The sequence below is a fragment of the Burkholderia stabilis genome (assembly GCF_001742165.1).
Taxonomy (GTDB): Bacteria; Pseudomonadota; Gammaproteobacteria; order Burkholderiales; family Burkholderiaceae; genus Burkholderia; species Burkholderia stabilis.
This window is the reverse complement of sequence record NZ_CP016443.1, coordinates 1,176,720-1,198,960: the sequence shown is the minus strand read 5'-3', so window position 1 is coordinate 1,198,960 and position 22,241 is coordinate 1,176,720. Positions and strand designations below refer to the sequence as shown.

Genomic DNA, 22,241 nt, shown 5'->3' with positions numbered 1-22,241 from the left:
GGTTGGCTTCATGAAAACAGTAGACGGCAACGGAAAACTCTATGGCCTGGTCGATGGCGCGCAGTACCCGGAGGCGCTTGCTATATGGGTGCTCGAGTTCTCGCCGGAGGTGCGATCGTTATTTGAAGGATTGCCCGAGGAGGAGGCCGGAAACGCGGCTCCGATTCTTTTCGAGATCGACGACGCGGATAGCGAATGGGTTCGTCATATCGATCAGATGGATCGGTATCGGCCATGCTTCACAGTGATGCGCAGCGCGCTCGGTATCGATGAACTCAAGATTCATATTCAACGCTTTCTCTTTGCGGACATCGGTGAAGGCATGCAGGTTCTGCTTCGCTGGTTCGATCCACGTTCGCTTCCGTCGATAGTGGGCGTCGCCGGCCAAGCGGTGATCGTTGAACTCACACGCCCGATAGCGACATGGATGTATCGCGGTGGAAGCTCGGAGTGGCGGTACATCGCTATCGACGAGCGTTTGCGCATCGAGGATGCGAGGCAGTTTTCGCTGTCACTCAGTCAGCGGCAGCTCGATACGTTGGAAAAGCATGATGAGCCGCATGCGCTCATGAGCGAGTTGAGCGACCTTGGCCTGATCGACGCGAATCAGCCATATGCCATCAGGTACCGGGATTTGCTTCACCGATATGGTCGTGCGATTCAATGGGGGTTGGCGCTCAGGGCAGATCTTCACGCGTTCTGTGTGGCCTCGTATCAGTATGGCGAAGCGTTCGACCGACAGGGCGAGATTCGATCGGCCATCCGGTCGGCTGTTGCCGGCGAAGCATCGTTGCTACAAGAGTTTGAGTTGGTTCCGTCGTATGTATGGCGGGATTTGATGCGTGATTTCGAGAAGCGTGCGAAGTCGATCGATGAACAGGATGCCGAAAAATGATCGTAGTTGTTTCGAAGCGCTTTGCCGGTCTTCTTGCTGCTGGTTTCCTGTCGACGATCCTTGGGTGCTCGGATGCAAATGAGAGTAACCCATCGGATGTGAGTGGCTATAACTACACCGACTACTACATCGCGGGATTCCGCGTCGGGAATGAAGGCCAGGAACTCTCAGCAGGCGGGCCGAATATCTTTCCTAAAAAGGACGGTCAAGCGCGCTCGGGCGGAGGGGGATTCGTGTGCTGCATCAGCATTCCGTCCCACTGGCGTCCAGACACGAAACTCGTGATCAAGTGGCGACGAGACACGAAACCCTACGACGATGACCGTAGCGGTGACCAATGGCTTACTGCGACCACAGACGTGCCGCCGTACGGGCCACGCACCGCGGGCTTCGTGGTGCATTTCCTGTCAGGCGACCGGATTCGTATCCAGATCAGGGATGAGAAAGGAATTCTCCCGAAAATCGATGATGACGATCCCTATATCGTGCAGGGCGTGCTGGACTCGGAATTGAACAAGAAGTGAGGAGAGGGTGTGATGAGCGTCATTCGATGGCCCGAGCCATTCAACGAACGGGGTCGTTTGGGCGAGGGCGAAACTGCTCGCACAACGGGCAAAAGTACCTTGGCAGGAGAGTTCTACCGCTGCCCACAGACGTTACGCGTCATCTTGATCCTGACTACATAAAAGGAGATTTTCTTGAGATGGAAATCAGTGCTCTGAGGCATTTCCTTGCTTTACTTACCTGTTCGCTGTTGCTAACGATGATTGGTTGCTCGGATTCAAATGACATCAATCCGTCCAGCGTCAGTGGCTATAACTATACCGATTATTACATTGATCAATTTCTCATTACGAGCGAGGGTCATGAACTGTCTGCAGGCGGTTCAAATATGTTGCCGAAAGAGGCTGGGAAACAGCGCTCGGAAAGTGGTGGATCGTGCTGTATCGGTATTCCTGCCCACTGGCGTCCAGGCATGAAGCTCGTAATCAAGTGGCGGCGGGACACGAAACCCTATGACGAAGACCGCAGCGGTGATCAATGGCTTACTGCGACCACCGACGTGCCGCCGTATGGTCGACGGACTTACGGTTTTGTGGCGCATTTCCTGCCCGGCGATCGAATCCGTGTGGAGATCGAGGACAAACCGGAAATGGCGGAGAAACCCGCCGATAACGATCCGTACATCGTGCAGGGCGTGCTGGATGCGGAATTGAACAAGAAGTGAGGAGAAAGTGCGATGAGCGTAATCCGTTGGCCCGAACCGTTCAACGAACAAGGGCGTTTGGCAGAAGGTGAAGCGGCCCGAGCAATGGGCAAAAGTACCTTGGCAGGGGAGCCCGCTGGCTGTCCGAAGACGCTTCACGTCAATCTGTTCTTCGATGGTACGAATAATAATCTTGAATGGGATACAAAATATACGAAAAAGCCGACACACAGTAATGTCGCGAGAATGTTTCGTGCTTGCCAGCGGAAAAAAGAAGCAGGGATTTTCTCCGAGTACGTTCCGGGTGTCGGTACTCCATTTTTTGAAATTGGCGAAATGGCTTTCACGTCGGAAGGCAAGGCATTCGCCCTTGGTTTCGGTATGCGCGTCGCTTGGGGATACACCCGCTTGCTGAACGCGCTGCATATCGCGATGACGGGGAGTCGATTGCTGGACGATCCTGAGGCCCGTGCTCTGTGTTCGTCGATCGACAATGACGTCATGGCCTCGAACGGCACGCTGACGCAAATTGTCGGAAAGGTGTCTAAGGCTCTCCCCATGGCGGGTTCTATCGCAACCGCATCGCAGGTGTACTACGGATACAAATCTCGGGCGAAGCTGGAGCGTCTTCACGGGGAACTGTCCGCGCTTCAGAAGAAGCATCGCGGACCGGGTGGTCAACTGAATCGTTCGATCAAGAAGGTATGGGTGAACGTATTCGGCTTCTCGCGCGGTGCGGCAGGCGCGCGCGTATTCGTCAACCGTCTCATCAACACGTGGGCACCGGACGGTATGATCGCCGGCGCGATTCCGTACGAGGTCAATTTCCTGGGGATTTTCGACACGGTTGCATCGGTTGGTCTGCCGGATACGGCCACTGCGGCGATCGATATGGCGGATCTAGACGGGCACTGGGCATGGACCGCAAAAGGTGCCCTTAACATTCCCGCTTCAGTGAAGAAGTGCGTGCATTTCTTCTCGATTCACGAACAGCGCATGAGTTTCCCGCTCGATTCCATTCGGGAGCAGCATGCCTATCCGGTCAGCGAGCCGCGCAGGATTGAGGTCGCCTACCCGGGGGTACATTCGGACGTGGGCGGTGGTTATGCGTTCAATGAAGAGGGCAAATCTCGAGACGGCGACGGTAGCAAGCTTAGTCAGGTCACCTTGCACAACATGTATATCGAGGCATTGAAGGCTGGCGTGCCATTATCTGTGCAGACAAAGGAATCACCGCTTCCGAAGATCGTAGACGATGATTTCAAAATCTCGTCATCCGTTTCCCGCGCCTTCAACGACTGGCTCTCAACCGTCAATCAAAAGCCCCTCGACAGCGTCGAAACCGCACTTCGTATCGGCATGGGTCAGTCGCTCGCATGGCGTACCTTGCGCGCGGACTATGGAAATCCGCAGGCCTACATCACGTCGCAGGCCTTTTTCCGTCATGCGCCTGAAGACGAGGTCACGCCCCACGGACTCGAAACGCGAATCGCGAGCAAGGCAGCGTCCAATTCCCAGCTTGACAAGCTGAAGCACGAGAAGAGCCAACTCGAGAAGCAAAAGGCTGGCCTCGATGCCGCCGCGCTCAGCATGCCTGCGATTCCGGCACTGGCGAATCCGTTCAAGAAAAAGGCGGCTGAACTCGGCGAGCAAATCAAGAAGAAAGACGCCGAGATCATGGCGGCTGCGGCTGGGAAACCTCCGCGGCCCGGCGAGGGTACGACGGACGTAACGACCAACGACAAGACCGACCTTCTCGAAGCCGCGGAGGAGTTCCGCCTCTTGCTGGCATACCTGTATCCCGATCGTCGTTCGCGCTGGCAGGTGTACTGGTCTCGCCCGCCGGCGGACAAGGTGAAGCTGAAGGTTGGGGGGCCAGCGATGCCATTGCCTTGGAACAGGACGTCAGCGCTTATTACCTGACGGTTGAACGGAAGGATGTCGCCACGCACCGTCGGCAAGGGTCGACGACCGTCTGGATGGGAGGGCGTGATCGCGTGCTGCAGCTGTTTGGTGCCGTGGCCCCGTATCAACCAGTCCTGGATTATGTTCTCGCGCCGCCGCAGGAAATGCTGCCGTTCCTGCTCGAACACACGTCTGACGCCGCGGTGCGAAAGCTGCCTAGCGCCGCGATTCGTTTGCTGGACGATTACGTTCACGACAGCCGCGCATGGTTCCGCGTGCCCTATTTCCATGAATATGCACCCGGCGGTTACGGTTGGGCGCGGACGTTCTTCGTCGGCAACGACAGGCGCGTTCGGTCGCTCGGCCTGAAAGACGCCGCCGCGCAGATTGCCATCGAGCGTGCCAGGGTAGCGGCGGCGGATCGCGGCAACTACCTTGCCGAGCAGTTCAGGACGTTACCGCCGCCAGTGAAAGTCGACTTCAGCACCTTTCCGCGTTATTAAGCGCGCCAGCCTACGAATAGCACCATGTCAATCAGCATCGCAGTCGTCGGAGACGCAACCGACCATGGCGGCCGGATCATTACCGGCTCGGATACGCACAAGATCGGCGGCAGGAAAATCGCCCGCCTGCATGATCTGGTCGATTGCCCGGAAACCTATCCGGACGGTCGTCCGCACGGCGTCAACAAGATCATCGAAGCGCATCCGACGCTCAGCGTCGGCGGGCGCCGCGTGGCGCTGCATGGGCACCGTACCGAGTGCGGTTGCCGGCTGATTGCCACGTCAACGGCAAAGGTGGGACGCTAACCATGTCGACTCCAAGGAAAACCCGCGCGCCGATCGATTCCGTGCATACATCCACGGAAGATACGGAGGCGTTGGCCGATGCGCTGAACCGGGAAGACGATACGCCGGCCAACGAGGGTATTGCACCGCCCGAGGTCTTCGAGCAGCGCCTGGCCCAAGTGAAGGCTGCGCCGAATCCATTACTTGAAGCATCCCGCGTCCTGCTGCGTGCACAGGCCGACATGCCGGAGAAATTTGCGTCGAAGAACGCAGTCGCGTCGTTACGCGCGCTTCTCAAGCAGGAAGTGCGGGTATTCGAAAAACTCTGCGAGCAGACCAATATCCGACGCGACCACATGATTGGCGCCCGATATTGCCTGTGCACGGCGCTGGACGAAACGGTAACGCAAACCGCATGGGGCAAGGCCGGTTCATCCGGGATTGCATGGATCAAAGAGGGGCTGGCAACCACCTTCCACGGCGACCTCGATGGCGGCGACAAGGTTTACCTGCTGATCGGCCGCTTGCTCGAAGACCCTCACGAGCATCGAGACCTGCTGGAAGTCATTTACCGGACGCTCAGTCTCGGCTTCGAGGGCCGCTACCGAGGTGCGGCCGATGGCGCGCGCAAGCACGACGCGATTCGCCAGCGGCTCTACAACGTCATCACGTCGCAACGCGAATCCGTGCCACTGGCGCTGTCTCCCCACTGGCAATCCAACGCAAGTGGCAAGCGCCTGTCGGTCTACGATTTTCCAGTGTGGATTACCGCGACTGTCCTGTCGGTGGTCCTGCTCGGACTGTTCGGATGGTTCAAGTACGAACTGTTCAATCGCAGCGCGGACGTTCAGAAGCAGATTGCCGACATCGCCCGCATGACGCCGCCGCCTGCACCGCCGCCGCAATTGCACCTCAAGCAGCTGCTCAAGGACGAAATCGCGACCGGCACCGTCAGTGTCGACGAAGACGCTCGCCGCAGCGCCGTCACGTTCCGCGGCGACGCGATGTTCCGGCCCGGTGGCGCTTCGGTTCAGGCATCGATGAATCCGCTGATTTCGAAGATCGCGGCCGAGATCGCCAAGGTGCCGGGCAAAGTCACGGTTCTCGGCTATACGGACAACGTGCCGATTCGCAGCCGTCATTTCGCGTCGAACCAGGTGCTGTCGGAAGAGCGGGCCACCCAGGTCATGCAGATGCTGCAAGCCGCCGGGGTGCAGGCGAACCGCCTCGAAGCCGTCGGCAAGGGCGATGCCGATCCGGTCGGCGACAACCGCACCGCGCAGGGGCGCGCGCAAAACCGCCGCGTCGAGATCGACGTCGCACGATGAGCCAGATCCGTTTCCGGAATAACACATGAAGAAGTTCCAGTTCCTGTCGTTTCTGGCCTCGCGCCAGTTCCTCGCGTTCCTCGCACTGGTTGTCGTCGCACTGGTGGTCTGGTTCGTCGGTCCGTTTTTCGCATTCGGCGGGCTCAAGCCGCTCGCCGGGGCCGGCATGCGCGTGCTGCTGATTGGGTTGTTGCTCGCCGGCGTGCTGCTTTGGCTCGTGGGATGGTCGATCAGCATCGTGTTTGCCGCATTGCTGTGCTTGCTGATCTGGTATGCGGGGCCGCTGCTTTTGCTGGGGCACATGGCTCCATTCGAACCGGCGTCGGCCCGGCTCACCGCGATCTCGCTGGTGGCGGTCGTTTTCGTCCTGATCGGCGTGTTCCGCCTGTGGCAGAAAATGCGCGAAGACGATGCGTTCATGAAAAAGATGCTGCGTCTGGATCGCAGGAAGGAGGATCCGCTCGCAGCTTCCCGTCTTCGGAAAGTCGAAGGAGGTGTGACGAACGCGCTCGCGCGCCTTAAATCGATGCGTACCGGTGCGCGCGGCATCGGCAAGCTGTTCCAGGGCAAGCGCTATTTGTACGAGTTGCCCTGGTACATCACACTCGGCTCGCAAGGGTCCGGCAAGACCAGCATATTGATGAACGGTGGGCTGGCGTTTCCCGTTGCCGAGCAGATGCAACGGGCTGCCGGGAAACCTGCTGCCGATGCTGCCGCAGTGGACTGGTGGCTGACGAACGATGCGGTGCTGATCGACACGACCGGCTACTACACGCGTCATCGCACCGCGAAGGCTGGGGGCGGCGATGCACGCGTCGCTGAACCGAATAAGCCGGTAGCCGATGCATCCGGCAAGGATGCCGCCAACGCGCCGACGAGCACGGGACGTTCTGCCGATGACACGCAACAGGACGCCCTCGGAAAATCGGAAGAGGCCGCCGCCTCGAAATCGAGCGTCGATGTCGTTCCGAATCCTTCCGACACGCGCGACGGTCCACAGGAGATCGATCGAGTGGAGTGGCTCGGGTTTCTCGGCATATTGCGCCGGAACCGGCCTCGCGCGCCGATCAACGGCGCATTGCTGACGGTCGATCTCGCGACGCTGGCAAGCGCGGATGAACAGGCGCGTGTCGCCGAGGCTGCTGCATTGCGCGCCCGGCTGGCAGAGCTGAGAGAGGAGCTGGGCATTCGCTTCCCCGTTTACGTGATGGTCACGAAGATGGATCGCCTCGCAGGTTTTGCCGAGTATTTCGGGGCGCTCACGTCCGAGGGGCGAGCACAGGCATGGGGCTTTACGCTTCCATACGGCAAGGAAACGGTTGCGAAGGAAGGGCTGCGTGCGCGTTGTCATCACGAGCTCACCCAACTGGCGGAACGGTTGACGGGTTCGATCGATACGCATCTGCAGGATGAGTACGATCTGGACAAGCGGCGCAAGCTTGCCGCCATGCCGGAGGCGTTTTCCGCGCTGCTCGGGCCGCTGCTCGACCTGATCGACCAGGTATTCCTTGATTCTCGCTATGACGACACCCAGCTCCATTCGACGTTGCGCGGCGTGTACTTCACGAGCGCCCGACAGCGGGGCAGCGAGATCGTGGCGGAACGTCATACGGTGGTTCAACGTCTTCTGTCGACTCAGGACCACGCCCCTGGTGCACCGGCGCGTGCCGAGGGGAATCAAGGGTTCTTCCTGCACGATCTCCTGACGCGTGTCGTGTTCCCGGAAGCGCATCTCGTGAGTCCCAACCTGCGTTGGGAATATCGCTACCGACTCTTGCGCCTGATCGGCCACACATTGGTGCTGCTGTTGTTCGTGTGGCTGGCGATTGGTTTGCGCGTGAGCTTCGGCAACAACAGTGACTATCTCGACACGATTGGCCGCAAGGTGCAGGCGCTTACCGCCCGCGTCACGGCGTTGTACAAGACGCCCGAATTGCAAGCCGTGCCCGATACGCTGACAGAGGCGCGCTATCTGCCCACTTTCCCGGGGCTCGACCTGTCCGATCCGGACAGCGCGTGGCGCTACGGTCTCTACACGCCCGTGGACATTGCCACTGAAAGTCGTCACACCTACGATGCGCTCGAAGACAACCTGCTGTTGCCGCAGATCGTGCACCGTCTGGAAGAAATCATGTCCGGTGCAATGGCCAGCGAGGATCCAAAGGCTGCCTACGATGCGCTTCGCGTGTACTTGATGCTGTACGACAGGGCGAAGTTCAATGCGGGTGACGTCAAGGCATGGGTGCTCGACGACTGGGCGAAGACCGACAGCGCCACTGCTTTTGGTGGAAGGGCGTCGATGATCGACCACGTGCAACAGCTCTTCTCCGGGGAGCGTGTCGTGCAGTCTCCGCTGATCCGCAACGACGCGCTGGTACAGCAGACACGTACCTTTCTTGATGGCAGCAACGCCACCGACCGCCTTTACCAGCGCGCGAAGGCGGCAATGCTCAAGGAAGCACCCGATGAGTTTACGTTGCTGCGCGCGGTGGGCCCGCAGGCCGGCACGGTGTTCACGCGAGCGAGCGACGCACCGTTGTCGCGTGGCGTGCCGGGGCTCTTCACGTTCGACGGCTATCGGAATCTGTTCGACAAGCGGCTGCCGGAATTCGTGCAGATCGCGCACGACGACGACGCGTGGGTGATGGGGCGCTCGTATTTGGGCGAGGCTCAAAAAAAACGGCTGAGATTGTGAGTAACGCCACCGGCGCGGACGATGCGTTGACCGACGCCGTTCGCCGCGAATACCTGATGGAGTACGCGCAGCAGTGGGAGGCGTTTCTCAACGACATTCGGACCGTGAGCGGCACGAGTCTTGCCTTCAATCTGAAGGTGCTGCGCAGCTTTGCGGCCCCCGATTCGCCGCTCGCACGTCTTGCCCGTGCCGCAGTACGCGAGACGACGCTCACGCAGCAATCGACTGCGTCGAACGGTTCGCTGCTGCAGAAGGCTGCCGACCAGCTGAACCAGAAAGCCGACAAGGCGCTGGGTATTCGGGCGTCGGAGCGTGTCGAGCGGGAACTCGTCGACAATCGTTTCGCGGCGTTGCGAGAGGTCGTGACGGGAAACGCGGATGCGCAGCTCGAGGTGCAATCGACCGTCACTCGGGCGGACAAGACGGGACTGGACGGCGTCGCCAACATGCTGAACGACTATTACACGGCGCTCACCGTTGCTGACAACGCACTGTCGAACAACAGCATGCCGCCGGCGAGCGATACGGCCGCGAAACTCAAGATGGCTGCCGACACTATGCCTGCACCGTTCCGCGCGATATTGCTCAAGCTCGCCGCAGATGGGTCGCGCGAGGTCAATCTGGGGATCGGTCAACTGTTGTCGCGCCAGATGCAGGCAGTGGTTGGCGACAGCTGTCGACTGACGATCGAAGGAAACTACCCGTTCTCACCCGAGAGCAAGCGCGATGTCGGTATTGACGACTTCACGCGTGTGTTCGCGCAGGGCGGTGTTATCGACGATTTCTTCGTGAAGACGCTGGCGCCATTTGTCGATACGTCCGCAAAGCCGTGGCGCTATCGAACCCTGCCGGGGGCAACGGAGCCCGTACAAGGGCCGAGCCTCGAGCCGTTCGAGCATGCGAAGGCGATTCGCGACATTTTCTTCAACGATCCTGGCCACAGGCAGATGACGTGGAAGGCCGACATCCGAATTCCCGAACTCGCGCCGACGATCATGAGCCTCTCGCTCGACATCGACGGGCAGGCGACGCTTTACCAGCACGGTCCGGTCGCACCCGTCACGGTTACGTGGCCAGGGCCGCGCGGCGGCGTCCATGCCGAGATCACGGCCAGCCCGCGCATCCGGCCAGACACGTCGACAGTTTCATCCGACGGCCCCTGGGCGTTGATGAGACTGCTTCAGAAAGGTCGGGTGGTCGGAACGGCCACGCCGGGCCGCACACGAGTCGCGTTCAGTTTCGACAGTCGTGAAGCGGTGCTCGACATTACGAGCTCCGGAAGTGTCGCGAATCCGCTGACGAGCGACGTGTTGAAGACGTTCCGGTGTCCGGCCTCGATGGCGATGTTCAATTTGCCGGATAGTGGCCCGCCACCGGGATTGCCCCAGGGCACGTTGCCGATAGGCGCGGGAAGCGTTTCCCGTTGAATCGAGAAAGGGGCGATCACGATGAGTCTCTCAACAGCCGATCCGTCGAACCATGCCGGAGCCTTGGTGTCGCCGTCCGTCGCGACAAGGCTCAAGATGATGGAGCAGTCGACCAACCCGCTGCTTGAAGCAGCGCGCGTCCTGCTGCGCGCGTTGGCCAATCAGCCTGAAATTCTCGATGCCGATTCGATTGCCCGGCAGCGGCGGTGGCTGGAGCATGAGATCCGGCTATTTACGCGGATTTGCGGTGAACTCAACCTCCGACCGGAGCATGTCCGGAGCGCAAGCTATTGCCTGTGCTCGGCGCTCGACGAGGCTGCGATGCAGACGCGTTGGGGAAAAGGAGAGGCAACCGGAAGCGAATGGCAAGTCAACGGACTGGCTGCTGCGATGGGCCATGATCGTCAGGGCGGTGATCGTGTTTTCCAACTGATCGATGAGGCGTTACGCAGCCCGCACGCGAACCTCGATCTGATCGAGCTGTACCAAAACATACTCGATCTTGGCTTTCGCGGGCGTTACCGATTCGAGCATGAAGGTCACCGCCGTTTGCAGGTCATTCGTGAGCGCGTGCACGACGTGGTTGTGACGGGCGGGTTGGGCATGAGCCACGTAAGCGAGCCGGTCAGACAAATGCGACAGACGGTCGATCCGTGGGTGCGTCCGTTGGCTATGCGCCGGTCGTCGCGCATTTGGGCTGTTGTCGGTATAGTCGCCGCGTTGCTGGCGGGCGCCGCGGGATATGCCGTGGTGGACCATTGGACCGGTTTGAGAGAGGCGCAACGGGTGTCGCCGTTTGACTCGCTGGCTCGCAATCTGGAACAGCAGCTCCGTGACGAGGTCGCAGCAGGGAATGTCGAACTGATCCGGGATCCTGTACGGAATATCTTGTCGCTGCGCTTTGGCGGCATGTTTGTGCCTGGTGGTGTGGCGGTGGCCCCTTGGGGAGCTTCCGTCGTGGCCTCGGTCGGACGGGAAATCGCGGCGATGACCGAAGGCGTGGTTGTTCGAGTCGTGGGATACGCGGACAGCGCGCCGGCCAGTTCAGCACGTCAGGTTTCCAACCAGGCGCTTTCCGAAGCGCGTGCCCGACAGGTTGCCCAGATTCTTGTCGCGGCAGGCGTACCGGTGCCGGGCATCAGCGTGGAAGGGCGCGGAGATGCCGATGCGTTGGCGGACAACAGTACTGAGTCGGGAAGGGCCAGGAATCGTCGCGTCGAAGTGATTATTTCGGAATGACGCAGGAAAACGTTGCTCCAGCGGTTTTCCGCGACCGATACCATCCGCCGCTCACTCCGGCAAATCCCGCTGATTCGTGTCCTGCTCGATCCCTCCGGTATTGAGGTGCTCGATCTTCTCCATCCGCTGCCTTGCCAGCTCCGGCAGCCGGTTCGTCACGCCGATCACGATCGCTTCCGCGAGCGCGAGCGCCGGCACGTTGGTCTGCAGCATCGCGAACGGGCGCCCCTGGATACGCAGCACGATCTCCGCGAATTCGCCGATCGGCGACATCCATTCGTCGGTGATCAGCAGGATTCGCGTGCCGAGCCGGTGTGCGGCCTGCGCGAAGCGGATGCTGTCCTTCTGGTAGCGGCGAAAGTCGAAGATGACGAGCACGTCGCCGCGCCCCATGTCGGCCAGCGCGACCGACGCGAGGTTCACGTTCGGCTCGACGTATTGCACGTGCGGGCGTGCATAGGCCAGCGTGAACGAAAACAGCGACGCGAGCGGCGCCGTATAGCGCCCGCCGCCGCAGAAGACGCGGATGTCCGTATCGGCCAGCAGCGCCACGGCTGCGTCGAACGCGGCGGCGTCGAGTCCTTCGATCGTGGTCGCGAGCGATTCCGACAGCCGCTGGAAAATCGCCGAATGGCTGTCGCGCTTGCCCGTTTCCGAGTGGAATGCATCCATCCGCGCGAGCGGCGAATTCATCGCGGTGTCGATTTCGTCGTGCAGCGCCTGCTGGAACGACGAGTAATTGGGAAAACCGATCCGGACGACGAAGCGGAACACGGTCGGGTCGCTGACTTCGGCCTGTTTGGCGACGCTCGCGATCGGCCCGAGCCCGAGGCTCGGGTAACGATCCAGCAACGCCTGCGCGACCTTCTGTTCCGACGGCGTGAAGCTATCCATCTGGGATAACAGCAACGCCCTGATGCTCGTCCCCATCGGGCACTCCGACTCTCGTATCTGAATGACAAACGGCAGACGTGCGTCTGCCGGCGACTGCCCGCATGTTAGCCGATTGACGTGCGGCGGCCCGCGCGCGGGCCGAAATTAGAGGGACGCATCGCTCGGGCAGATGGAGCGTCCGTCAATGTAATGAAACAAACATTCATCTGGAAGCGTTTCCGCGCTTCGTCGCTTGAAATTCAGTGATAACCCTAGGTATTAGCGCAAAAAAGCGAGTGATATGATCGCGCCCTCGCCGGAATGTACGATTCATTACACTCCGGATTGGCGGCGCCGATACGCGATGACGCGGCGGCGCATCCCGGCCTGGCCCGGTTATTTGTCTGGAGGATTCCGTCATGAGGCGGCTCGTCGTACTCACCCTGTTGTCGGCATTGAGCGTGTGCGCGTTCGCCGCTTCGGACCCCGCGGTTGAAGCGAAGAACGGCATGGTCGTGTCGTCGCAGCACTTCGCGTCGCAAATCGGCGTCGACATCCTGAAGGAAGGCGGCAACGCGGTGGATGCGGCCGTGGCGGTCGGTTACGCGCAGGCCGTGACCAATCCGTGCTGCGGCAATATCGGCGGCGGCGGCTTCATGACCGTGCACCTGGCCGACGGCCGCGACCGCTTCATCAATTTCCGCGAGACGGCGCCGGCCGCTGCGACGGCGAACATGTACCTCGACGCGGCGGGCAACGTCCGCCCGGGCGAAAGCCTGTACGGCTATCGCGCGGTCGGCGTGCCGGGCACGGTGGCCGGGCTCGATCTCGCGCAGCGCAAGTACGGGAAGCTGACGCGCAAGCAGGTGATGGCGCCGGCGATCCGGCTCGCGCGCGACGGTTTCGTGCTGACGCGCGGCGATACGGACATCCTCGACACGACGATCGACCGCTTCAAAAAGGACCCGGACGCGGCGCGCATCTTCCTGCGCGCGGACGGCACGCCGCTGCAGCCGGGCGACCGCCTGGTGCAGAAGGACCTCGCCCGTACGCTGGAGCGGATCGCGGAGCAGGGGCCCGACGCGTTCTATCACGGCGAGATTCCGAAGATCGTCGAGGCGGCGTCGAAGCGGGCGGGCGGCCTGATCACGGCGGCCGATTTCGCGTCGTACCGCGCGCAGGACATGGCGCCCCTGACATGCACGTATCGCGGTTACGAGTTCGTATCGGCGCCGCCGCCGAGCTCGGGCGGCGTGACGATGTGCGAGACGCTGAACATCCTCGAAGGGTATGACCTGCGCAAGCTGGGTTATCACTCCGCGGCGTCGATCCACTACATGACCGAAGCGATGCGGCACGCGTACGAGGACCGCAACACGCTGCTCGGCGATCCCGACTTCATCGACAACCCGATCGCGAAGCTGACGAGCAAGGAATACGCGGCGCAGATCCGCAAGGGTATCCATGCCGATACGGCGACGCCGTCGGTCGACGTGCAGCCCGGCGTCGGCGTGCACGAGAAGCCGGAGACGACGCATTACTCGATCATCGACCACGACGGCAATGCGGTGTCGACGACCTATACGGTCAACGGCCGCTTCGGCGCGGTGGTCATCGCGCCGGGCACGGGCTTCTTCCTGAACGACGAGATGGACGACTTCACCACGAAGGTCGGCGCGCAGAACCTGTTCGGCCTCGTGCAGGGCACGCGCAACTCGATCGCGCCGGGCAAGCGCCCGCTGTCGTCGATGGCGCCGACCATCGTGAAGAAGGACGGCAAGGTGTTCATGGTGGTCGGCTCGCCGGGCGGTTCGCGCATCATCACGATCACGCTGCAGACCGTGCTGAACGTGATCGACTACGGGATGACGCCGCAGGACGCGGTCGCCGCGCCGCGCATCCACCACCAGTGGCTGCCCGACGAGGTCTATTACGAAACCTACGGCCTGTCGCCCGACACGCTCGCGATCCTGCGCAACATGGGCTACAAGATGGTCGAGCAGACGCCGTGGGGCGCGGCCGAACTGATCATGGTCGGCCTGCCCGGCACCGAAGCGGCGAGCCGCCAGAGCTCCGGGAACGATTCGTCGGTGTCCGGCAACGTGCGCGTCGGCTTCATCTACGGCTACAACGATCCGCGCCGTCCGGCCGGCTCGGCGATCGGGTACTGATCCGGCCGCAACCTGCCGAACCGCTGCCGCCGTCATTCGCCGTTGTGCGAATGACGTTGCGGCGGCAGCGCGTCCGTCCGCGGACATTCGCAAGTTCGATCGCCGCCGGTGCGCGGCACAGCGCGCACGTCCGGCTCGCTCCGCGCGCTTCCCGGCGCGACGCCCGACGCACGTCTTTCATCAGTCATCCTCGTCACCCTGCGGAGAATTCCGTCATGAACAAACGCATGTCTGCGGCAGGCTGGATCCTGCTCGCGATGGCGGCCGGCATCCTGATCGGCTACCTGATCTACACGCAGCTTCCGGACAAGCAGTCGGCCGCGGAAATCGCCGGCTACATCTCGCTCGTGTCCGACGTGTTTCTGCGGCTGATCAAGATGGTGATCGGCCCGCTGGTGTTCTCGACGCTCGTCGTCGGCATTGCGCACATGGGCGATGCGTCGTCGGTCGGGCGCGTGTTCGTGAAGGCGCTCGGCTGGTTCGTCACCGCGTCGCTGATCTCGCTGCTGCTCGGGTTGCTGATGGCGAACCTGTTGCGCCCCGGCGAAAACCTCGGCCTGCCGCTGCCGGACATCGGCACGTCCGCGCATCTCGCGACGTCCAAGTTCACGCTGAAGGATTTCGTCGGCCACATGGTGCCGAGATCGTTCGCCGAGGCGATGACGAACAACGAGATCCTGCAGATCGTCGTGTTCTCGATGTTCTTCGGCGTCGCGCTGTCGGCGCTCGGCGAGCGCGGCAAGATCCTCGTCGCCGCGATCGACCAGCTGTCGCACGTGATGCTCAAGATCACCGGCTACGTGATGAAGCTCGCGCCGCTCGCAGTGATGGCCGCGATGGCGTCGACGGTGGCGATCAACGGGCTGTCGATCCTGCTGAAGTTCGCGGTGTTCATGGGCGACTTCTACGTGAGCCTCGTGCTGCTGTGGGCCACGCTCGTCGCCGCCGGGCTGCTGTTCCTCGGCCGCCGCGTGTTCAAGCTGCTCGTGCTGATCAAGGAAGCGTTCATGCTGTCGTTCGCGACCGCGAGCTCGGAAGCCGCGTATCCGAAGATCCTCGATGCGCTCGACCGCTTCGGCGTGCGGCGCAAGATCTCGAGCTTCGTGATGCCGATGGGGTATTCGTTCAACCTCGACGGCTCGATGATGTACTGCACGTTCGCGTCGCTGTTCATCGCGCAGGCCTACAACATCCACCTGTCGCTCGGCACGCAGATCACGATGCTGCTGATCCTGATGCTCACGTCGAAAGGGATGGCGGGCGTGCCGCGCGCATCGCTCGTCGTGATTGCCGCGACGCTGCACCAGTTCAACATCCCGGAAGCGGGGCTGCTGCTGATTCTCGGTGTCGACACGTTCCTCGACATGGGCCGCTCGGCGACGAACGCGGTAGGCAACTCGATCGCGAGCGCAGTGGTCGCGAAGTGGGAAGGCGAGTTGATGTCGGAAGCGGAAGCCGAAGCGCATGCCGCGCAACTCGACGCCGAACTGGAACGGCAGAACAGCGATCCGGCCTATGGCGCCGGTCAGGCCACGTCGACCTGACGTCAGACGGTCAACGCGTCGTCGATGCACGCCGCCAGCACCATCGCGGCGGCGTTGCCCGGCGCCGAGCCGAGCAATTGCGGCGCGTAGACGCTGTCGCCGATCTCGATCGGCCGCCCCGACAGCGCGCAGACACCGCGCTTGCGCGTCGTGAACAACCGCCACTTCTGGTAGCCGTAGTGCCCGGTGCACGCGTCGCACCACGAAATCATCACGGTGTCGGCCGTGGGCCGTTCTAGCACGTTGATGGTCGGCTTGCTCGTCGCGTCCCACGACGGCAGCCGGTCGCGCGTGACGCTGCGCCGCCGGGGCATGCCCCACGATACGGACGGCATGTCGAAGCTGCCGATCGCGGCGACGGTCATGAGCCAGGGCGCTATACGGTTGTTCATGTCGGTTTTCCTCGAAACGTTACGCGGTGCCGCGACGCGCGGCATCACGACAGGCGGATGCGCGGCTGCACGCAGCCGTTGATCCGTTCGGCGATCCACAGCAGGGTCGCCTTGGAGAAGCCGTGCAGCGCCTGCTGGTGCCGCCGGTAGAGCATCAGGTGGCTGAACTGCGCGAAACGCCCCTGGATGAAGCCGCCGCGAAAGAACCCGAATTGCCCGAGCGTGCCGAACGCGTCGTAGTCGCTGATCGACACGAGCGCGCCGAAATCGTGGAACGCGAACGGCGGGATCGGCTTGCCGTCGAGCCACGCGGGCAGGTGCTTCGCGAGATGCTCGGCCTGCTGCGTCGCGACCTGCGCGGTCGGCGGCAGCGGCCGTTCCTGGCCGGCGGGCAGCAGGCTCGCGCAATCGCCGATCGCGAACACATGCTCGTCGGCCGCTGCCTGCAGCGTGGGCCCGACGACGATCTGGTTCGCGCGGTTCGTGTCGAGCCCGCCCAGCGCCTGCATGAAATCGGGTGCCTTCACGCCGGCGGCCCAGACCATCAGGTCGGCTTCGGCAAACGAACCGTCGCCATAGTGGAAACCGTTCGCGTCGGCCGACGTGACGCGCGTCGACGTCAGCACGTGAAAGCCGATCTGTTCGAGCCGCCGCTGCGCGGATGCGGAAATCCTCGGCGGGAACGCGTTCAGGATGCGTGGGCCGCTTTCGAGCAGCGTGAGCTGCAGCCGCTCGCGCACGGTCGCGTCGCCATACGCCTGCGCCACTTCCAGCAACCGGCTCAGTTCCGCCGCAAGTTCGACACCCGTCGCGCCCGCGCCGACGATCGCGACGCGGAACGGCTCGTCGCGCGCGATGCTGCGGAACACGCGCATCCGCAACGCTTCGTTGAAGGTTTCGGCCTGCTGCTGGCTGTCGATGAAGTAGCAGTGCTCGCGCACGCCCGGCACGCCGAAATCGTTGGCCTGGCTGCCGAGCGCGAAGACCAGCACGTCGTATTCGAGTTCGCGGGCCTCGATCACCAGTTCGCCGGTCTGCGAACGGATCTCGCCGAGCTGCACGCGGCGGCGCGCGCGATCGAGCCCCGTCAGTTCGCCGGGCTGGTACGTGTAGCCGTGTTCCCGCGCATGGGCGAGGAAGATCACCTGTTGCTGCTGCACGTCCCGCGTGCCGGCTGCAATCGTGTGCAGCATCGGCTTCCAGATGTGGGTCGGGCTGCGGTCGACGACCGTGACCTGCGCCCGCCCGGACCGGCCGAGGCGCTCGCCCAGACGGGTCGCGAGCTGCAATCCGGCGATCCCGCCACCGACGATGACGATGCGTGTAGGGGTTGTCATGAATAAATCATCAAGTGATGAATAAGGTATGATCCTAGCGCTTACCGGCTTCGCGTGTCAACGGAGCCGGGCCGGCAGCCCGGTTTCGTCGACGTGAAACCGGGGCCCGAACACGGGCATTCGAATGACTCAAGGGGAGCAGGAAAACGTGGCTGAAGTCACTGAGCGCGAGCCGTCGAAGCGGCGTACGCGCGGGCGGCCGCTGGCGGGGGCATCCGTCGGTCCGGACGTGATATTGCGGGCCGCGCGCCGTACGTTTGCGAAGCGCGGCTACGACGCGACGAGCGTGCGGGAAGTCGCGCGCGAGCTGGGCGTCGACGCGGCGCTGATCGCCCATCATTTCGGCACGAAGGAAACGTTGTGGCTGGCCGTCGTCGAGCAGATCGTCGAACTTGCCGAGCCGATGTTCGACGCGCTGCGCGCATTGCGTACGTCGTCACTGCCGCATCGCGACCGCGTGCGGCGCGCGCTCGAGCTGTGCATCGATCACGAGCTGGACGAGCCCGACATGGGGATGTTCTTCTCGACCGCGGCGACCGAAGAGGGTGCGCGGCTCGACCGGCTGCAGGAACGGATCGTGCGGCCGTATCACGACGTGATGTTCCCGCTGCTGTCGGATGCGGTGCAGGCCGGCGCGATTCGCGCGGTCGATCCGAACGTGCTGTTCTTCATGCTCGCGAGCGCGATCGGCACGACGGTGTCGTACAGCCACATGATGCTGGAGTTCACGTCGCTGCCGACGCGGCGGGACGCGTTCCGGCAGGCCGTGCTCGACGCCGCGCTCAATCTCGTCGGCGACTGAGCGCCGCGCGCGCGATGCGCGCGGTCACGTCGCGGCAACCAGCCCCAGTTCAGCCACCGCATTCCGCGCGGTTTCGCGCAGCGCATCGACGAGCGGCGACGGCGTGCGGTACGCGATCGCCAGCTCGTACGCGAGCGGGCTGCCCGCATCCTTCAGTTCGCGGAACACGATGCCTTGCGGCTGCATCGGCACGAACAGGCGCGGCATCAGTGCGACGCCGATGCCGCCCGCGACGAGCCCGGCCGTCGTCTGCATCTGGCGCGGCTGCTGGACGATGCGCGGCGTGAAGCCGGCCTGCGCGCACGCCGTGACGATCCGCGCGTGCATGCCGGGCCCGTGATGCGCGGCAAACATGACCCACGGTTCGTCCGCCAGCTCCGCGAGCGCGATGCGCCGGCGGCGCGCGAGCCGGTGGCCGTCGGGCAACGCGGCGACCATCCGGTCGCGCAGCAGCGGCTCGACGCGCACGTCGCCCGCATCGGCCACCGGCAGCACGACGAGGCCGGCATCCGTACGGTCCTGGCGCAGTGCGAGCACCTGCTCGGCGGTCGTGCCTTCCTCGAGCTGGAACGCGACGTCCGGATGGCGCTCCTGGAATGCGCGGAGGATCAGCGGCAACAGTGCGTTGACCGTGCTGTCGACGAATCGCAGCCGCAGCGTGCCGCCGAGGCCGGCGCCCGCGCGGCGGGCCACGGCCACCGCGCGCTCGGCCTGCTCGATCGCGCGCCGTGCTTCGAGCAGGAAGGCTTCGCCGGCCGGCGTCAGCGCCGAGCCGCGGTTGTCGCGCTCGAGCAGCGTGACGCCCAGTTCTTCTTCGAGCTTGCGGATCGCCGCGCTGAGCGGCGGTTGAGCCATATGCAGCCGCTCGGCCGCGCGCCGGAAGCTGAGCGCCTCGGCGACCGCAATGAATTGCCTGAATTGCCGCAGATCGATCATGCGATACTTTTTGCGTATCAGTGGATCATCGAATTCGTATTTTACCTATCACCCGGTGCTGCCCAGAATGCCCTTGTCATCAACCGTCAACATTCAGGAGGGCAGGTCATGACGGGCAGCGAACAGCAACGCACGGCGATCGTCACGGGCGGGTCGAGCGGGATCGGTTTTGCCATTGCAAGCCGGCTGGTGGAGGACGGGTATCGTGTCGCGATCGTCGGGCGCGACGTGACGCGATTGCAGGCGGCGGTCGCACGGTTCGGCGATGCGGCGATCGGGCACGCAGGCGACCTGAGCGTGCGGCGCGACGCGGAGGCGGTCGTCGCCGCGATCGTCGCGCGGTGGCCGCGCATCGACGTGCTGGTCAACAACGCAGGGCTGACCGGCCGGGTCGGCGCGGATACGGAGGCGGGCGAGGCGGAGGCTGTTTGGGACGCCGTGCTCGATGCGAACCTGAAAAGCATGTTCGTGACGACGCTGGCCGTACTGCCGCATCTGGCCGAACGCGCCGCGAGGATCGTGAACATCGGCTCGATCGCGGCGCGCGCCGGCAGCCTGCTGCCGGGCGGCCTGGCGTATGCGGCCGCGAAGGCAGGCGTCGAAGGGTTCACCGTCGCGCTCGCGCGCGAGCTCGGGCCACGCGGCGCGACGGTCAACACGGTCGCGCCCGGTTATATTGCCGATACACGTTTCTTCGGCGACGGCGGCGTCGCGCCGGGCATCGCGGCGACGATCCGCGAGCAGACGCCGGCCGGTCGCGCCGGCCATCCGGACGACATCGCGGATGCCGTTGCGTGGCTCGCCGGGCCGCGCGCGTCGTTCGTCACGGGCGCGACGATCGCGGTGAACGGCGGCTGGCGCGTCGGGTGAGGCAACCCGCGCCGGCGGCGCGTGCAGGCTCGCCCGTCATTCGAGGTCCGCGGGCGGCTTGTCGCCGAGCCAGCGCCGCGCGCCGGGCCCGTTGCGGCCCGCGCGGTCTTCCGGGTTGGTCAGCTTGCAGCGCTTCAGCGACAGGCAGCCGCAGCCGATGCACTCGTCGAGATTGATGTAGAGCCGCTGCAACTCTTCGATCCGGTTCGCGACGCGCTGCTTCCAGCCGCGCGACAGCCGTTGCCAGTCCTTGTTGCTCGGCGCGGTGTCTTCCGGCAGGCTGACGAGCTGCTCGGCGATCTCGTCGAGCGAATAGCCGATCTTCTGTGCGAACACGATGAACGCTATCAGCCGCAGCACCGCGCGCGAATAGTGGCGGTGGCTCGACCCGTTGCGGTGCGACTTGATGAGCCCGCGCGTTTCGTAGAAGCGCAACGTCGACGCCGGCACGCCGCTGCGCGCGGCCACTTCGCGAATCGACATCAGCGGCCATTGCGGGGTTTCCTGGATACCCATGACGCCCTCCGGGAAAGCTTGACTTGAAGTTAACTTCAACTTTTATGCTACGCGGCAGTTTAACCCGTCGCGAGGCATCATGCTCTCCTTATCCCTACGCAGGACGTCGCCTTTGGGCGCGGCCTGTGCCCTGTTGCTGGCGTTGTCGGGCTGTCACGACGGCAAAGGCGCATCGTCGGCCCATCCCCTTCCCGAAGTCGGCGTCGCAACGGTCGCGCCGCGCACGGTCCGCCTCGCGGACGAATTCAACGGACGCGTCGAAGCCGTCGACGCGGTCGAACTGCGGCCGCGTGTGAGCGGCTATCTTCAGCGTGTCGCGTACAAGGAGGGCGACCTCGTCGCGCAGGGCGCATTGTTGTTCGAGATCGACCCGCGCCCGTACCGGATCGCGCTCGACCGCGCAAACGCGCAGCTGCAGCGGGCCCGCGCGGCCGCGAGCCTCGCGAACGTGCAGCTCAAGCGCGTGCAGACGCTGATCGATGCGCATGCGACGTCGCAGGAAGAACTCGACAACGCGCGCGCCACCGCCGAGCAGGCCCGCGCGGATCTGCAGGCGGCCGACGCGGCCGTCGCCGACGCGAAGCTCAATCTCGGTTTCACCGAAGTGCGTGCGCCGATCGCGGGCCGCGTCGGCCGTGCGATCGCGACCGTCGGCAACCTGGCGCGCGCGGACGATACGCTGCTGACGACCGTCGTGTCGCAGGACCCCGTCTACGTGTATTTCGATTGCGACGAACAGAGCTATCTGCGCTACAACGCGCGGCGCGCCGATCCGAAGCATCGCGCGATCGGCGCCGATCCGGTGCGCGTGGGCCTCGCGAACGAGACGGGCTTCCCGCACGCGGGCACCGTCGATTTCCTCGACAACCGGCTCGATCCGCAAACCGGCACGATCCGCGCGCGCGTGCGGCTGACGAATGCGGATCACACGTTCACGCCGGGGCTCTATGCGCGCGTGCAGCTCGTCAGCGGCCGCGACCAGGATGCGATGCTCGTCGACGACAAGGCCGTGCTGACCGACCAGGACCGCAAGTACGTGTACGTGATCGGCCCCGGCGACAAGGCGCTGCGCCGCGACGTGACGATCGGCCGCGAGCTGGAAGGCGAGCGGATCGTCGAGAAGGGGCTGCAGGCGGGCGACCGCGTGGTGGTCGACGGCATGCAGCGGATCTACTACCCGGGCGCGCAGGTGAAGCCGAAGGCGCTGCCCGCGCGCGCCGACGCCGGAACGGGCAACGACGCCGGCACCGGCGCCGCTGGCGGCGCGCAGGCCGTAGCCGACGCCACCGCGCCGGCCGCGCAATAACGGGAGACAT

At 63.6% G+C, this 22,241-nt stretch carries 20 protein-coding genes; 15 read left to right on the top strand and 5 right to left on the bottom strand.

The window, feature by feature from the left end; genetic code table 11:
• Positions 1 to 10: 10 nt before the first annotated feature.
• From BBJ41_RS23315 to icmH, 10 genes are all read left to right on the top strand, one after another.
• Positions 11 to 895, top strand: coding sequence for a DUF4123 domain-containing protein (locus BBJ41_RS23315; RefSeq protein WP_069750336.1), 885 nt, complete (start codon positions 11 to 13; stop codon positions 893 to 895).
• Entirely contained in the window at positions 892 to 1,419 is a 528-nt protein-coding gene (locus tag BBJ41_RS23310) for a DUF3304 domain-containing protein (protein WP_069748640.1), read from the top strand. The genes BBJ41_RS23315 and BBJ41_RS23310 overlap by 4 nt, the downstream gene beginning before the upstream one ends.
• Positions 1,420 to 1,598: 179 nt before the next feature.
• Positions 1,599 to 2,123, top strand: coding sequence for a DUF3304 domain-containing protein (locus BBJ41_RS23305; RefSeq protein WP_069748639.1), 525 nt, complete (start codon positions 1,599 to 1,601; stop codon positions 2,121 to 2,123).
• A 12-nt stretch (positions 2,124 to 2,135) separates the two neighbouring features.
• The gene (locus tag BBJ41_RS23300; RefSeq protein WP_418222313.1) at positions 2,136 to 4,025 is read left to right on the top strand and encodes a T6SS phospholipase effector Tle1-like catalytic domain-containing protein; all 1,890 of its coding nucleotides are present in this window, start codon (positions 2,136 to 2,138) and stop codon (positions 4,023 to 4,025) included.
• Entirely contained in the window at positions 3,995 to 4,510 is a 516-nt protein-coding gene (locus BBJ41_RS42135) for a hypothetical protein (protein ID WP_418222312.1), read from the top strand. Before BBJ41_RS23300 ends, BBJ41_RS42135 begins: the two co-directional genes overlap by 31 nt.
• A gap of 24 nt (positions 4,511 to 4,534) precedes the next feature.
• Positions 4,535 to 4,816, top strand: a complete 282-nt coding sequence (locus tag BBJ41_RS23295; RefSeq protein WP_069748638.1) for a PAAR domain-containing protein — start codon at positions 4,535 to 4,537, stop codon at positions 4,814 to 4,816.
• A 2-nt stretch (positions 4,817 to 4,818) separates the two neighbouring features.
• Positions 4,819 to 6,123 carry a type VI secretion system protein TssL, long form gene (tssL, locus tag BBJ41_RS23290; protein WP_083281951.1) on the top strand — a complete coding sequence of 435 codons (1,305 nt, stop codon included), beginning with the start codon at positions 4,819 to 4,821 and terminating at the stop codon, positions 6,121 to 6,123.
• 25 nt (positions 6,124 to 6,148) lie between these two features.
• On the top strand, positions 6,149 to 8,818 hold the full coding sequence (tssM, locus tag BBJ41_RS23285; RefSeq protein ID WP_418222311.1) for a type VI secretion system membrane subunit TssM: 2,670 nt from the start codon (positions 6,149 to 6,151) through the stop codon (positions 8,816 to 8,818).
• The gene (locus BBJ41_RS42130) at positions 8,815 to 10,245 is read left to right on the top strand and encodes a type VI secretion IcmF C-terminal domain-containing protein (RefSeq protein WP_418222310.1); all 1,431 of its coding nucleotides are present in this window, start codon (positions 8,815 to 8,817) and stop codon (positions 10,243 to 10,245) included. The genes tssM and BBJ41_RS42130 overlap by 4 nt, the downstream gene beginning before the upstream one ends.
• 21 nt (positions 10,246 to 10,266) lie before the next feature.
• The gene (gene icmH, locus BBJ41_RS23280; protein WP_069748636.1) at positions 10,267 to 11,484 is read left to right on the top strand and encodes a type IVB secretion system protein IcmH/DotU; all 1,218 of its coding nucleotides are present in this window, start codon (positions 10,267 to 10,269) and stop codon (positions 11,482 to 11,484) included.
• Between the two features lie 51 nt (positions 11,485 to 11,535).
• Here the strand turns inward: icmH and BBJ41_RS23275 are convergent, their stop codons facing one another.
• Positions 11,536 to 12,414, bottom strand: a complete 879-nt coding sequence (locus BBJ41_RS23275; RefSeq protein ID WP_069748635.1) for a MurR/RpiR family transcriptional regulator — start codon at positions 12,412 to 12,414, stop codon at positions 11,536 to 11,538.
• Positions 12,415 to 12,776: 362 nt separating this feature from the next.
• Between BBJ41_RS23275 and ggt the strand changes: the two genes are divergently transcribed.
• The gene (gene ggt / locus BBJ41_RS23270) at positions 12,777 to 14,528 is read left to right on the top strand and encodes a gamma-glutamyltransferase (RefSeq protein WP_069748634.1); all 1,752 of its coding nucleotides are present in this window, start codon (positions 12,777 to 12,779) and stop codon (positions 14,526 to 14,528) included.
• 215 nt (positions 14,529 to 14,743) lie between these two features.
• Complete coding sequence (locus BBJ41_RS23265; protein ID WP_069748633.1) at positions 14,744 to 16,072, top strand: dicarboxylate/amino acid:cation symporter; 1,329 nt, start codon at positions 14,744 to 14,746, stop codon at positions 16,070 to 16,072.
• 2 nt (positions 16,073 to 16,074) lie between these two features.
• On the opposite strand, the gene BBJ41_RS23260 is transcribed toward BBJ41_RS23265, so the two are convergent.
• Both BBJ41_RS23260 and BBJ41_RS23255 read right to left on the bottom strand, forming a co-directional pair.
• Positions 16,075 to 16,464, bottom strand: coding sequence for a DUF3331 domain-containing protein (locus BBJ41_RS23260; protein ID WP_069750335.1), 390 nt, complete (start codon positions 16,462 to 16,464; stop codon positions 16,075 to 16,077).
• 44 nt (positions 16,465 to 16,508) lie between these two features.
• A complete protein-coding gene (locus BBJ41_RS23255) occupies positions 16,509 to 17,801 on the bottom strand; it encodes an NAD(P)/FAD-dependent oxidoreductase (RefSeq protein WP_069748632.1) in 1,293 nt (430 codons plus the stop codon).
• Positions 17,802 to 17,949: 148 nt separating this feature from the next.
• Here BBJ41_RS23255 and BBJ41_RS23250 point away from each other — a divergent pair, with 148 nt between their 5' ends.
• Positions 17,950 to 18,603, top strand: coding sequence for a TetR/AcrR family transcriptional regulator (locus tag BBJ41_RS23250; protein ID WP_069748631.1), 654 nt, complete (start codon positions 17,950 to 17,952; stop codon positions 18,601 to 18,603).
• 24 nt (positions 18,604 to 18,627) lie between these two features.
• On the opposite strand, the gene BBJ41_RS23245 is transcribed toward BBJ41_RS23250, so the two are convergent.
• Positions 18,628 to 19,539, bottom strand: coding sequence for a LysR family transcriptional regulator (locus BBJ41_RS23245; RefSeq protein ID WP_069748630.1), 912 nt, complete (start codon positions 19,537 to 19,539; stop codon positions 18,628 to 18,630).
• Positions 19,540 to 19,647: 108 nt separating this feature from the next.
• Here BBJ41_RS23245 and BBJ41_RS23240 point away from each other — a divergent pair, with 108 nt between their 5' ends.
• Positions 19,648 to 20,409, top strand: a complete 762-nt coding sequence (locus BBJ41_RS23240) for an SDR family NAD(P)-dependent oxidoreductase (protein WP_069748629.1) — start codon at positions 19,648 to 19,650, stop codon at positions 20,407 to 20,409.
• A gap of 36 nt (positions 20,410 to 20,445) precedes the next feature.
• Here the strand turns inward: BBJ41_RS23240 and soxR are convergent, their stop codons facing one another.
• Positions 20,446 to 20,925, bottom strand: a complete 480-nt coding sequence (gene soxR, locus BBJ41_RS23235) for a redox-sensitive transcriptional activator SoxR (protein WP_069748628.1) — start codon at positions 20,923 to 20,925, stop codon at positions 20,446 to 20,448.
• A gap of 79 nt (positions 20,926 to 21,004) precedes the next feature.
• On the opposite strand from soxR, the gene BBJ41_RS23230 reads away from it, so the two are divergent.
• The gene (locus BBJ41_RS23230; RefSeq protein WP_069748627.1) at positions 21,005 to 22,231 is read left to right on the top strand and encodes an efflux RND transporter periplasmic adaptor subunit; all 1,227 of its coding nucleotides are present in this window, start codon (positions 21,005 to 21,007) and stop codon (positions 22,229 to 22,231) included.
• Positions 22,232 to 22,241: the final 10 nt, after the last annotated feature.

What these genes read in the sequence shown, in the direction of transcription:
- BBJ41_RS23315 (WP_069750336.1), top strand. Translation starts at nt 11, where the DNA reads ATGAAAACAGTAGACGGCAACGGAAAACTCTATGGCCTGGTCGATGGC.
- BBJ41_RS23260 (WP_069750335.1), bottom strand. Translation starts at nt 16,464, where the DNA reads ATGAACAACCGTATAGCGCCCTGGCTCATGACCGTCGCCGCGATCGGC.
- BBJ41_RS23245 (WP_069748630.1), bottom strand. Translation starts at nt 19,539, where the DNA reads ATGATCGATCTGCGGCAATTCAGGCAATTCATTGCGGTCGCCGAGGCG.
- BBJ41_RS23240 (WP_069748629.1), top strand. Translation starts at nt 19,648, where the DNA reads ATGACGGGCAGCGAACAGCAACGCACGGCGATCGTCACGGGCGGGTCG.
- soxR (WP_069748628.1), bottom strand. Translation starts at nt 20,925, where the DNA reads ATGGGTATCCAGGAAACCCCGCAATGGCCGCTGATGTCGATTCGCGAA.
- BBJ41_RS23265 (WP_069748633.1), top strand. Translation starts at nt 14,744, where the DNA reads ATGAACAAACGCATGTCTGCGGCAGGCTGGATCCTGCTCGCGATGGCG.
- BBJ41_RS23300 (WP_418222313.1), top strand. Translation starts at nt 2,136, where the DNA reads ATGAGCGTAATCCGTTGGCCCGAACCGTTCAACGAACAAGGGCGTTTG.
- BBJ41_RS23275 (WP_069748635.1), bottom strand. Translation starts at nt 12,414, where the DNA reads ATGGGGACGAGCATCAGGGCGTTGCTGTTATCCCAGATGGATAGCTTC.
- BBJ41_RS23305 (WP_069748639.1), top strand. Translation starts at nt 1,599, where the DNA reads ATGGAAATCAGTGCTCTGAGGCATTTCCTTGCTTTACTTACCTGTTCG.
- BBJ41_RS23295 (WP_069748638.1), top strand. Translation starts at nt 4,535, where the DNA reads ATGTCAATCAGCATCGCAGTCGTCGGAGACGCAACCGACCATGGCGGC.
- tssM (WP_418222311.1), top strand. Translation starts at nt 6,149, where the DNA reads ATGAAGAAGTTCCAGTTCCTGTCGTTTCTGGCCTCGCGCCAGTTCCTC.
- BBJ41_RS23255 (WP_069748632.1), bottom strand. Translation starts at nt 17,801, where the DNA reads ATGACAACCCCTACACGCATCGTCATCGTCGGTGGCGGGATCGCCGGA.
- ggt (WP_069748634.1), top strand. Translation starts at nt 12,777, where the DNA reads ATGAGGCGGCTCGTCGTACTCACCCTGTTGTCGGCATTGAGCGTGTGC.
- BBJ41_RS23310 (WP_069748640.1), top strand. Translation starts at nt 892, where the DNA reads ATGATCGTAGTTGTTTCGAAGCGCTTTGCCGGTCTTCTTGCTGCTGGT.
- BBJ41_RS23230 (WP_069748627.1), top strand. Translation starts at nt 21,005, where the DNA reads ATGCTCTCCTTATCCCTACGCAGGACGTCGCCTTTGGGCGCGGCCTGT.
- icmH (WP_069748636.1), top strand. Translation starts at nt 10,267, where the DNA reads ATGAGTCTCTCAACAGCCGATCCGTCGAACCATGCCGGAGCCTTGGTG.
- tssL (WP_083281951.1), top strand. Translation starts at nt 4,819, where the DNA reads ATGTCGACTCCAAGGAAAACCCGCGCGCCGATCGATTCCGTGCATACA.